Consider the following 10,747-nt stretch of genomic DNA (forward strand, 5'->3'; position numbering starts at 1 on the left):
TTGTATACGCGGGTCGACACGAACTATTTCCATGCCGGGTTTTCATTGGATGCCAAGGCCATGGCGGATTTCGACGTCCATCTGAAAACCGGCGCGTCAGCCGAAGGCCTGCGCCTGTTGCGCGAGCAGCAGCGCGGCATCGGCCGGGCCTGGTGCGCGCGGGCGCGGTCCCAGGGCGGCGGGCCGGACACGCTCTACCTGATCGGCAAGGACGATGCCGTCGACGGCCGGTATTTCATGGTCGGTCTGGCGAGCGCCCCGGCCGGCGCGGACGCTCCTGCGATGAAGCAGGCGGCGGGCCGGTACTGCGAATCCGAACCGGGCGCATAGGGATCCGGTCGCGACGGCGCAAAAAAAAACGGCGCTCCGAAGAGCGCCGCAAACCGGCAAACCGGGAGCCGGGCCTGTCTCGGCCCGGCCGTATTCAATGCGGACTTCAGTCCAGCTTCAGATTGGCTTCCTTGACCACGCGCTGCCATTTCTCGATCTCGGCGCGGCGGAAGGCGTCCAGTTCGGCGGGCGTGGAGCCGATGGGCTCGGCGCCGATGCCGGCCAGCTGTTCGGCGATCGCCGGGTCCTTTAGCACCTTGGCCAGCGCCTGCGACAGCTGCGTGACGACCTCGGGCGGCGTGCCGGCCGGCGCGAACACGGCGTTCCATTCATAGGTCTCGTAGCCGGGCACGCCGGATTCGGCGATGGTGGGCAGGTCCGGGGCGGCCGGCGAGCGGGTCGAGCCGCCCAGCGCGACGGCGCGCAGCTTGCCGTTCTTCACGTGCTGCCAGGCCGAGCCCATGCTGGCGAACATGACCGGCACCTGGCCGGACATGACGTCGATCATGGCCGGGCCGCCGCCCTTGTAGGCCACGTGCTGCAGCTGGGTCTTGGCCAGCAGGTTGAACAGCTCGCCGGCCAGGTGCTGGGCCGAGCCGGGACCGGCCGAGGCGAAGTAGACATGGCTCTTTTGATCCGGCTGGCCGAGCTTGATCAGGTCGGCCACGGTCTTGACTTCATACGAGGGCGTCACGACCAGCACGTTGGGCACGCGCAGCAGCAGCGACACCGGCGCGAAGGCGGTCAGCGTGTCGAACTGCATGCGCGAGTGCAGCGCGGGGTTCTGCGCGTGGTTCGAAGCGTCCAGCATCAGCGTGTAGCCGTCGGGCTGGGCCTTGGCGACGACCGCGCCGCCGATCATGCCGCCCGCGCCGCCGCGGTTCTCGATCACCACGGGCTGGCCCAGCTCGGCGGCCAGCTTGGGGCCGATCAGGCGGGCGACGACGTCGACCGTGCCGCCGGGCGGGTAGGTGACCACCAGCGTGATCGCGCGCTCGGGGTAGGCGGCCGAGGCCGCGCCGGCGCCGCCGGCCAGCAATCCGGCGGCCAGCAGCAGGGCGCCACGGCGGGCAACGCGTTTGAACAGAGGGGTCATCGTGCTTCTCCAGTGAATTGAAACAACCGCAGCGGGGTATCGGCAAGCACCGCTTGCCGCGCCGCGGCATCGTCGATCCAGGCGTCCAGCCACTGCGTCGCCGCGGTGTAGGACGCCAGGTGGCGATGCTCGGTATGGGGCCAGTCGCTGCCCCACATGAGCCGGTCGGGCGTGTAGGCGTCCAGCAGCAGCCGGGCGGCTTCACGGCCGGCCCGCGCACAGTCCGGCGCCGGCCAGTTGCGATAGGGCGCCGCCAGCTTGACCCAGACCTGGCCGCTGTCGGCCTGGCGCAGCAGATAGGCGAAGCCGGGGTCGGCGATGCCCAGGGCCGGGTCCGGACGACCGAAGTGGTCGATGACCACGCGGCAGCCGGCGGCCAGCAGGGCCGGCATGATAGCGGGCAGGCGGCTCGCCTGCAGATGCACTTCCACATGCCAGCCCAGCGTGTTGACGTGCGCCAGCAATTCCTGCCAGGCGGGCTGGTCCAGCGCGGGCAGGGGCAGGCCGATCAGGTTGAGCCGGATGCCGGCCACGCCGGCCTCGGCCAGCGCCAGCAGATCCTCGGTCGCGATGTCGGGCGACACCACGGCGACTCCGCGCAGCCGGCCGGCGGCGGCGCGCAGCGCCGCGACCAGATGGCTGTTGTCGGTGCCCAGGAAGCTGGGCTGCACCAGCACGCCGCGCGCCACGCCGTGCGCGTCCAGCAAGGCCAGGTATTGCGTCAGCGTCGCGTCGTAGTCCGGCGTGTGCCGGCGCGCGTCGGCCAGCGCCAATCCTTGGCGGAAGACATGCGCGTGAGTGTCGATGGCGGGGCCTTGCAAGCGGGTCTCCTGCGGGGCGGCGCCGGCCCGGGGCGGGCGCCTGTTTTCCGTATGGCGGAATTCTAGAAAGGCAAGGTATAGTTTTCTATTGTTAGAAAATGTTTTATTCATACCGGATTGATATGGAAACCCGGCATCTGCGTTATTTCCTGGCGGTGATGGACCATGGCAGCGTCAGTCGCGCCGCCGAATGGCTGGGCATCGCGCAGCCCGCGCTGAGCCAGGCGTTGGGCCGCATGGAAAAGGACCTGGGCGTGCGCCTGTTCGAGCGTTCGCGCCTGGGCGCCGCGCCCACGCCGGCGGCGCTGGCCATCGTCGAGGACGCGCGCGTCAGCGTGGCCCGCATCGACGCCGCCGAGCAGCGCGCCCGCGAGATCGCACGCGGCAGCGCCGGCCAGCTGACGGGGGGGCTGGTGACCTCGGCGCTGTTCGACACGCTGCCGCGCGCGCTGCGCGAACTACGGCGGCAGGCGCCGGGCGTGGAGGTGGGGCTGCGCGGGATGAGCAATGCCGCGCAGGCCCAGGCTTTGCAGGACGGCGGCATCGACATCGGCCTGATGCACACGCCGGTGGCCGTGGGCGGGCGCATGCGCGAACGCCAGCTGCTGCGCGAGCGGCTGGTGGCCGCGGTGCCCGACGAGTTCGAGCTGGACCCGGACGGACAGACCTCGCTGGCGCGCATCGCGCAGGCCGGCCTGGTGATGTATCCGCAGGCGCAGCTGCCTTCGTTCTATGCGGATATCCTCGACGCCCTGCGCAAGGCGGGCCACGACGCCCATGTGGCGCAGGAGGCCAACCGCACGCTGACCGTGCTGTCCTGCGTGGCCGGCGGCTGCGGCGTGGCGCTGCTGCCCAGCTGGATCCGGTCGATGGATTTCAGCGGCGTGCGCTTTTGCGAAGTGCGCGACGGACAGTCGCTGCCCAGTTTTGACCTCAGCGCGATCTGGCCCGCGCGCTCGGTGCCGACGCTGGCCGACCTGTTCGCCAACCTGGATTTGCGGCCCGCTGGCGCGGCGCAGACTTAAGCCAGGCTTAAGGCGGTGGGGCGCATCGGAACTCGCCTCGCGCGCCCCGTCTAACTTGGAAATCTCGCACAAGGTTTCCAAGCGATGGACCTGAATTGGAACGACCAGCTCGCGCAAAGCGCATGGTGGCTGTTGCGCGCCTTTTTCATCACGGCCGTGGCGCTGGCCGTGTCCGCCGCCTTGCTGGCGCGTTTCACCGGCTGGGGCCGCAAGTTCTGGCGGCTGGCCTGGCCCTACCTGACGCCGCGGCGCAGTTGGCGGCCGCTGCTGACCGTCGCGCTGCTGCTGTTCCTGGCCATGTTCGCCGTGCGCATGACGGTGCTGTTTTCCTATTGGTACAACGGTTTCTATAGCGCGCTGCAGGCGCTGGACCAGACGGCCTTCTGGCATTTCCTCGCCATCTTCGGCGTGCTGGCCACCGTGCACGTGCTGCGCACGCTGGTCGACAGCTATGCCGGTCAGGCTTTCGACATCCATTGGCGCGTGTGGCTCAACGAGCGCCTGACGCATGACTGGCTGGACGGCCGCGCTTACTATCGCGGCCATTTCCTGGACCAGCCCGTCGACAACCCCGACCAGCGCATCGAACAGGACATCGGGCTGTTCGTCGCCGGCACCCGCACGCTGGCCATCGGCGCCCTGAGCGCGGTGGTGTCGCTGGTGGAGTTCACCGCCATCCTGTGGGGCTTGTCGGGGGCGCTGGCGGTGGCGGGCTTGGAAATCCCGCGCGCCATGGTGTTCATGGTCTATGTGTACGTCGTCATCGCCACCGTGTTCGCGTTCCGCATCGGCCGTCCGCTGATCCGGCTGAGTTTCCTGTCCGAGCGCCTGACCGCCAACTTCCGCTATGCGCTGGTGCGGCTGCGCGAGAACGCCGAGAACGTGGCGTTCTACCAGGGCGAGGGCGTGGAGCGCGCCACGCTGCGCGAGCGCTTCCTGGCCTACGTGGCCAATCTGTGGGCGCGCGTCTACCGGGGCCTGAAGTTCGACGGCTTCAACCTGGCCGTGAGCCAGGTGGCGGTGGTGTTTCCGTTCCTGCTGCAGGCGCCGCGCTTCTTTTCCGGCGCGATCAAGCTGGGCGACATGATGCAGACCGCGCAGGCCTTCGGGCAGGTGCAGGACGCGCTGTCCTTCTTCCGCACCTCATACGACACCTTCGCCCAGTACCGCGCCACGCTGGACCGCTTGAGCGGCTTCCTGGATGCCAACGAGGCCGCGCGCGCCTTGCCGGCCGTGACCGCCGAGGACCACGGCGAGCTGGCGCTGGATGGCCTGAGCGTGCAGCGGCCCGACGGCAGGCCCATGGTCATCGGCCTGGACCTGCGTCTTCTGCCGGGGCAGGCGCTGCTGATCAAGGGGCCGTCGGGCAGCGGCAAGACCACGCTGCTGCGCGCGCTGGCCGGCTTGTGGCCCTGTGCGCAGGGCCGGCTGCGGCGGCCGCTGGGCGCGCGGGCGCTGTTCCTGTCGCAGCGGCCCTACCTGCCGCTGGGCGAGCTGCGCGGGGCGGTGGCGTATCCGGGCCTGGCCGGCCCGCAGGATGATGCGCGCCTGGCCGACGCGCTGGAGCGCGTGAACCTGGGCCATCTGGCGCCGCGCCTGGGCGAAGCCGCCGACTGGTCGCGCGTGCTGTCCATCGGCGAGCAGCAGCGCCTGGCGTTCGCGCGGGTGCTGTACAACCGGCCCGCGATCGTGTTCCTGGACGAGGCCACCTCGGCGACCGACGAGGGGCTGGAGCATGCGCTGTACCGCCGTCTGCGCGCGGACCTGCCCGAGGCGATGCTGGTCAGCGTGGGGCATCGAGGGACGCTGGATGCGTTTCATAGCCACCGGCTGGAGCTGGATGGGACGGGCAGATGGTCGATGGGGCCGATGGAGGAAACGCCGCGGCGCGAGGCGGCCTAGCATGCCGTCCGGCGGATACAACAGCGGCCGTCAACGTTGCCGGCTCGATGGCGAATCGGGGATGTACCGGAACACCAGTACGGCTTGGCTGAACGATGGCTTGCCGTCGCGTTCGACGGGCTGCATGCGGAGCTGGTCCGCGGCCGCGAGCGCAGTGATGTTCAGCGCGCGGTTGGGATCGGGCGACAGGATGACCGCATGCCGCACCACGCCTTTTTCGTCCAGCAGCACGCGCATGTAGACAACGCCGCCGATGCCGTTGCGCCATTCCCAAGTGGGATAAATCGGATCGGGATATTTTGCGAAGACCAGCGCGTCGGGCAGATCGTCGGGCCACCGGCCAGGGGGTACGCCGAGCACGGTGCACCAGCCCAGGTCGGCGAGCGGACCGCTGACGCAATGCTCGGCGTAGGACTTCATGGTCAGGGACTTGACGGTGACGTGCCCGTCCATCTGCAAGGAACGCAATGGCGCGACCTGCGGATAGGTCAATGGACGATGCGCGTCGTGATACATGTAGATCAGCGCGAGCACGCAGACGATGGTGATCCAGACCTTGATCCGATGCATCGACATCCAGGCGAGCAGCCACCGCCCTCGGAGCCAGCGCGCCGCCGCGCCGCGCCAAGCCGTCGCGGCCTCGGCGCCGATGTCGAGCGCGGCGAGGTCCGGGGCTTCACGGCACAACGTCTCCAGGCTGTCGCCGTGCTTGATGGCTTGCCAGAACATGGGCTTGCGCCACCGCCGCGCCGCGCGCAGCGCGGCTTGCATGGCGGGATGCTGTTCCGGCGGCAGGCGGACCAGGAATTCCATCTGATCCTGAATGCGCTGGAACCAGAGAGACAGGTTCCAGTCGTCGGGAAACGGCTGACCTACCTGGTTCCAGCCGAAGTGGCGGGTCGCCGCCTCGAACAGCGCCAGTTGCCGATCCGGCTGGTCCCGGATGGCCTGCGCCAGGCTGGCGGACAGTTGCTCGACGGCATCCAGGCGCGACAGGCGCTCGTCCAGCATCGCCTTTCCCAACAGCGCCCTGTGTTGGTCGGCGGCCGCCTGCATCAGCGTGCGCGTCCAGTGGATCACGCCTTCGGTCTGTTGTTCGGGTGTGGGGCCAGGCGCGGGTGCGGGCGCCGTCCAGGCGGGAGCGGCCTTGCCAGCGCGAGGTGTGTCGATGGGACGTGATTCGTCCTGGGCCGACGCGGGATCCAGGCTGGGCGGTGCCTCGGCTGTTTCAGTTTCCATCGGCGCGGGGCCGTGTTCCGGCTCGTCGTCGTCTTGCTCGCGCTGCCATTCGGCCCAGGCGCGTGCGCGCTCGTAGGCTTCGCGCAGTGCGGCGAAACCTTCCGGGTCGCCGGCCTGGTCCGTGCGCTTGAGCAGCGCGGCATACGCGCGGCGGATGGCTTTCTGGTCGGTGGTGGGCGAGATGCCGAGCGTCGAGAACAGTGCGTCAGGCATGCGGCTATTCGCTGTAGCCGGGATCGTAGGCACGATCGAACACGCTGTACCGTTCCAGCGCGTCGACCTCTTGCGTCAGCCGGGCTCGCGCGGGCGGAATGAGGCGTGCGTCCTGCTGCTCAAGCACTTGCTCGAACAGCAGGATTTCATTGGCCAGATGTTGCCGCTCGTCGCCCCGCAATACCTGATAAACCCGCTCGGCGCGCGCCAGCAGCGTGCGGTTCGCGGTCTGCTCGCGCGGATGGATCTTGAGCGAGGCCAGTTCTTCCAGTCGGCGTTGGACCTCGGCGTCGCTCATATGCTTGTCGGCGCTCTGGATCACGATGCGCTGGCGCTGGCTTGATCCGGGCATGCCGGCCTCGACTTCCAGCAGGCCGTTGACGTCTTAGGTGAAGCGGACCTGGAACGACGACTCGGCGCGCGGTCGGCGCGATAGCGGCATCTTGAGCGTGCCCAGCAGGATGTTGTCGCGCACCAGCCGGGATTCACCCTGGTAGATGTTCAGCTCCACTTCGGGCTGGTTGTCGTCCACGGGCGAGTAGGTTTCCTCGCGGCTGATCGGCACGACGCTGTTGCGTTCGATGATCGGAGAGAAGTGTCCGTCGACACGCTGGCCCGACGGCAGGGTGCGCGTGACTTCGACACCCAGCGTGTAGGGACACACATCCGTCATGACCACTTCGTCCAGCGCCTGATCCTTCATCTTCAGCCCCGCCATGACGGCCGCGCCCGCCGCCACCACTTCATCGGGGTTCATTTCGATGTTGGGAAAGCGGCCGAACATGCGGGTCACGAGCTGGCGCACCAGCGGCATGCGCGTGGCGCCGCCGGCCAGGACCACGGTGGCGATGTCGGCGCTGCGGATGCGCGCGTCGCGCAAGGCGCGTTCGACGGGCGCGCGCAGGCGGGCCAGCAGCGGCTCGCTCCAGTCGGCCAGCCGGTCCTGGGTCAGGTCGAGCGCGTATTCCGTGTCCCGCCACGCGACGCGCAGGCGCGATTCGGCCTGCTGCGACAGCTTGATCTTGGCGATTTCCGCCTGCGCCAGCAATTGCTGCATGAAGCGAGGATCGTCGCGGGCCTGGGCCGGCACCTCGGCGCGTTGCAGGAACTGCTTGACGATCTCGGCGACGAAGTCCTCGCCGCCCAGGAAGTTGTCGCCGGCCGTGGCGCGGACTTCCATCACGCCCTCGAACAGCTCCAGCACCGACACGTCGAAGGTGCCGCCGCCCAGGTCGAACACCAGGAATTGGGTTTCCTCCTGCTGCTGGTGCAGGCCGTAGGCCAGCGCGGCGGCGGTGGGCTCGTTGATCAGGCGCTCGACCTTCAGGCCGGCCAGTTCGCCCGCGATGCGCGTGGCCTGGCGTTGGGAGTCGGAGAAATACGCGGGCACGCTGATGACGGCTTCGAGCACCGGCGCGCCCAGCAGCGCTTCGGCGTCGGCCTTCAGCGCGCGCAGCACCAGCGAGGACAGTTCCTCGGCCCGGAAATCGCGGTCGCCAAGCCGGAACGGTTTGTCGCTGCCCATATGGCGCTTGAACAGCGCGGCGGAGCGGTCCGGATGGGTTTGCAGGCGTTCGCGCGCGGCCTGGCCCACGAGCAGCGAGCCGTCCTGGTCCAGGCTGACGCAAGAGGGCGTGAGATATGTTCCCAGCGCATTGGGCACCAGGCGCGAGGCGCCGTCCTGCCAGATGGCCGCGAGGCTGTTGGTCGTGCCCAGGTCTATGCCGATGATCATTGTCTTCTCTGGTGCAAACAAGCGGGGCGCGAGCGCGGCCGGCGCGCCGGCGTCCGGTCGGTGTTGCGTGTTGCGGCGGCGCGTGCCGGGCGCCGCCCGGATTCAGGTACCCACGCGCAGCGGCCCGGTCAGCTTGCGCAGCGCCGCGATGACGCTTTGCGCGGTGATGCGGCCGGTCTTGGGATTGGCCGAGGGGATGTTCTGGATTTCCATCGAGAACGAGGCCGAGTCCGAGTCCACCTCGACGCGGTGGATATTGCGTTCCAGGGCCGGGTCGGCCCAGATTTCCAGCGTGGTCCGGTCCGGGCCGATGCCGGCCAGCGACACGCTGACCGCCACGTTCAGGTTGGCCGGGAAACCGACCGCCGCCTCTCGCGGCGAGCCACGGAACACCAGGCGCGGCTCGGTGATGCCGGTCAGGTCGATGTTGTTGTCCACCAGATAGGGGGCGCCGAGCAGACCGCGCACGGGCTTGCGCGTGATCATCGTGACCGAATGGATTTCGCCTTCGGCGGCGGCGGTGATAGCGTCCAGGCCCAGGATGGCGCCGGACGGCACGATGATCTGGGCGCCGTGCTGGCGCGCCAGCTCGATCAGGTCGGCGTGGCGCAGCAGCGCGCCCGAGCTCAGCACCACCAGCTTCTTGCCGGCCCGCAGCACGGGCTCGGCCAGCTCGCGGAACACGGCGGCCGGCGCGCACTCCACCATCACGTCGCAATGCGCGTGCAGGTCGGCCAGCGTGCTGAAACGCGGCGGCTCGCGCCAGTCGAAGGCGGGCGGGGCCTTGGGGTCGCGCACGGCCACGGCCGCCAGGCTCAGGCCGGGGACGCCGGCGTTCAGGGATTGCGCCACGGACTGGCCGATGGCGCCGAAGCCGGCGATGCCGACGCGGTAGCTGTTCATGAGGATCCTGCGGACGTTCTGTGTGGGTGGGGCGCGGACGCAGTCGCGGCCGGTCTCAAAATGTAGCGAGCGCGCTGGCGAGGGTCAAGGCGGATCGCCGCGTAAACTCGCTTTTCGCTTTACAGGAGTCCTATATGCGCATTCTTCCCGAAACCCCCGCCGACATCGACGCGATCTTCGCGCTGACGCAAGCCGCTTTCGCGGACCACCCGCATAGCGAGCAGACCGAGGGCTACATCAATGACGCGCTGCGCCGCGCGGGCGCGTTGACCCTGTCGCTGGTGGCGCATGAAGACGGCCGCCAGGTGGGGCACGCGGCGTTCTCGCCGGTGACGATCGGCGATGGTTCGGCGGACTGGTACGGGCTGGGCCCGGTGGCGGTGCTGCCCGACATGCAGGGCAGGGGCGTGGGCGCGGCGCTGATCCGCGAGGGCCTGGCACGGCTGCGGGCGCTGGGGGCGGCGGGCTGCGTGGTGATGGGCGATCCGGCGTACTACCGCCGCTTCGGCTTCGAGACGCGGCCGGACCTGCGCTACCCGGGCGTGCCGCCCGAGTACTTCATGGCCCTGGTCTACACGCAACCGGCCAGCGGCGACGTGGCCTATCACGAGGCCTTCGCGGCGCGCGCGCCGCAACAGGGCGGCGCGGCTTGATGGGTGGTTTGAGGGGCGGCTTGGGCCGCCCCGGACGCCGGCGGCGCCGGCTTCAGCGGATCGAGGTCTTCAGCATGGCGTCGCGCGCATGCCGCTCGCGCGCCAGCTCGATCAGCCGGGTGACCAGTTCCGGGTAGCTCATGCCGCTGGCCTGCCACAGCTTGGGGTACATGCTGATGCGGGTGAAGCCGGGCAGGGTGTTGACCTCGTTGACGATGACCTGGCCGTCCGGCGTCAGGAACACGTCGACCCGCGCCAGGCCCGCGCATTCCAGCGCGCGGAAGGCATCCAGCGCCACGCCTCGGATCGTCTCGCTGGCTTCTGCGCTGATGTCCGCCGGCACCACCACGGCGGCGCCGTCTTCGTCGATGTACTTGGTGTCGTAGGAATAGAACTCGTCGCGCAGCACGATCTCGCCGCAGGCGCTGGCCTGCGGATCGTCATTGCCCAGCACGGCGCATTCGATCTCGCGGCCGACGATGGCCTGTTCCACCAGCACCTTGTGGTCGAACTGCAGCGCCAGCGCCATGGCCTGCGTGAACTCGGCCTCGTTGCGCACCTTGCTCACGCCCACGGAGGATCCCATGTTGGCCGGCTTGACGAACAGCACCGGGCCGAGGCGGGCGGCCAGTTCGGCGTAGCGGGCGCGCGCGGCGGTGGCGCGGGTATAGGATTCGAACGGCGCCACGGCCAGGCCGGCGGCCTGCAGCACGCGCTTGGTCATGGCCTTGTCCATGCACAGCGCCGAGCCCAGCACGTCCGAGCCGACGAAAGGCAGGTTGGCCAGGCGCAGCATGCCCTGCAGCGAGCCGTCCTCGCCCAGCGTGCCG

Annotated in this window: 11 protein-coding genes; 4 read left to right on the top strand and 7 right to left on the bottom strand. The window is 69.2% G+C overall.

Annotation, left to right across the window (positions count from 1 at the left end; translation table 11 throughout):
- Positions 1-330: hypothetical protein (locus KDH83_RS26505; RefSeq protein ID WP_212321177.1), on the top strand; the 330-nt coding region annotated here is incomplete at its 5' end.
- Positions 331-436: 106 nt separating this feature from the next.
- Here the strand turns inward: KDH83_RS26505 and KDH83_RS26510 are convergent.
- Together KDH83_RS26510 and KDH83_RS26515 are read right to left on the bottom strand one after the other, a co-directional pair.
- Complete coding sequence (locus KDH83_RS26510; RefSeq protein ID WP_212321179.1) at positions 437-1,426, bottom strand: tripartite tricarboxylate transporter substrate binding protein; 990 nt, start codon at positions 1,424-1,426, stop codon at positions 437-439.
- Complete coding sequence (locus KDH83_RS26515; RefSeq protein WP_249205374.1) at positions 1,423-2,247, bottom strand: amidohydrolase family protein; 825 nt, start codon at positions 2,245-2,247, stop codon at positions 1,423-1,425. The genes KDH83_RS26510 and KDH83_RS26515 overlap by 4 nt, the downstream gene beginning before the upstream one ends.
- A gap of 122 nt (positions 2,248-2,369) precedes the next feature.
- Between KDH83_RS26515 and KDH83_RS26520 the strand changes: the two genes are divergently transcribed.
- Positions 2,370-3,272 (top strand): LysR family transcriptional regulator, encoded by a 903-nt coding sequence (locus KDH83_RS26520; RefSeq protein WP_212321183.1) that lies wholly within the window; start codon positions 2,370-2,372, stop codon positions 3,270-3,272.
- Positions 3,273-3,356: 84 nt separating this feature from the next.
- Positions 3,357-5,174: an ABC transporter ATP-binding protein/permease gene (locus tag KDH83_RS26525; RefSeq protein ID WP_212321185.1), complete on the top strand. Its 1,818-nt coding sequence runs from the start codon at positions 3,357-3,359 to the stop codon at positions 5,172-5,174.
- A gap of 30 nt (positions 5,175-5,204) precedes the next feature.
- Here KDH83_RS26525 and KDH83_RS26530 read toward each other — a convergent pair whose 3' ends face one another.
- The 4 genes from KDH83_RS26530 to KDH83_RS26540 all read right to left on the bottom strand — a co-directional run bounded on the left by KDH83_RS26530 (position 5,205) and on the right by KDH83_RS26540 (position 9,264).
- The gene (locus tag KDH83_RS26530) at positions 5,205-6,626 is read right to left on the bottom strand and encodes a TonB family protein (protein WP_212321187.1); all 1,422 of its coding nucleotides are present in this window, start codon (positions 6,624-6,626) and stop codon (positions 5,205-5,207) included.
- 4 nt (positions 6,627-6,630) lie between these two features.
- On the bottom strand, positions 6,631-6,978 hold the full coding sequence (locus tag KDH83_RS32990; protein ID WP_349291674.1) for a hypothetical protein: 348 nt from the start codon (positions 6,976-6,978) through the stop codon (positions 6,631-6,633).
- Between the two features lie 33 nt (positions 6,979-7,011).
- Positions 7,012-8,361: a molecular chaperone HscC gene (locus KDH83_RS26535; RefSeq protein WP_349291675.1), complete on the bottom strand. Its 1,350-nt coding sequence runs from the start codon at positions 8,359-8,361 to the stop codon at positions 7,012-7,014.
- Positions 8,362-8,463: 102 nt separating this feature from the next.
- Positions 8,464-9,264 carry an aspartate dehydrogenase gene (locus KDH83_RS26540; protein ID WP_212321189.1) on the bottom strand — a complete coding sequence of 267 codons (801 nt, stop codon included), beginning with the start codon at positions 9,262-9,264 and terminating at the stop codon, positions 8,464-8,466.
- A 134-nt stretch (positions 9,265-9,398) separates the two neighbouring features.
- On the opposite strand from KDH83_RS26540, the gene KDH83_RS26545 reads away from it, so the two are divergent.
- The gene (locus tag KDH83_RS26545; protein WP_212321191.1) at positions 9,399-9,917 is read left to right on the top strand and encodes an N-acetyltransferase; all 519 of its coding nucleotides are present in this window, start codon (positions 9,399-9,401) and stop codon (positions 9,915-9,917) included.
- Positions 9,918-9,969: 52 nt separating this feature from the next.
- Here KDH83_RS26545 and KDH83_RS26550 read toward each other — a convergent pair.
- Positions 9,970-10,747: D-alanine--D-alanine ligase family protein (locus KDH83_RS26550; RefSeq protein ID WP_212321193.1), on the bottom strand; the 778-nt coding region annotated here is incomplete at its 5' end.

The organism is Achromobacter sp. Marseille-Q0513 (assembly GCF_018195695.1).
Lineage (GTDB): Bacteria > Pseudomonadota > Gammaproteobacteria > Burkholderiales > Burkholderiaceae_B > Achromobacter.

Bases quoted from the DNA above. Each gene is read 5' to 3' on its own strand.
- KDH83_RS26510 (WP_212321179.1), bottom strand. From the start codon at position 1,426: ATGACCCCTCTGTTCAAACGCGTTGCCCGCCGTGGCGCCCTGCTGCTG.
- KDH83_RS26520 (WP_212321183.1), top strand. From the start codon at position 2,370: ATGGAAACCCGGCATCTGCGTTATTTCCTGGCGGTGATGGACCATGGC.
- KDH83_RS26525 (WP_212321185.1), top strand. From the start codon at position 3,357: ATGGACCTGAATTGGAACGACCAGCTCGCGCAAAGCGCATGGTGGCTG.
- KDH83_RS26530 (WP_212321187.1), bottom strand. From the start codon at position 6,626: ATGCCTGACGCACTGTTCTCGACGCTCGGCATCTCGCCCACCACCGAC.
- KDH83_RS32990 (WP_349291674.1), bottom strand. From the start codon at position 6,978: ATGCCCGGATCAAGCCAGCGCCAGCGCATCGTGATCCAGAGCGCCGAC.
- KDH83_RS26535 (WP_349291675.1), bottom strand. From the start codon at position 8,361: ATGATCATCGGCATAGACCTGGGCACGACCAACAGCCTCGCGGCCATC.
- KDH83_RS26540 (WP_212321189.1), bottom strand. From the start codon at position 9,264: ATGAACAGCTACCGCGTCGGCATCGCCGGCTTCGGCGCCATCGGCCAG.
- KDH83_RS26545 (WP_212321191.1), top strand. From the start codon at position 9,399: ATGCGCATTCTTCCCGAAACCCCCGCCGACATCGACGCGATCTTCGCG.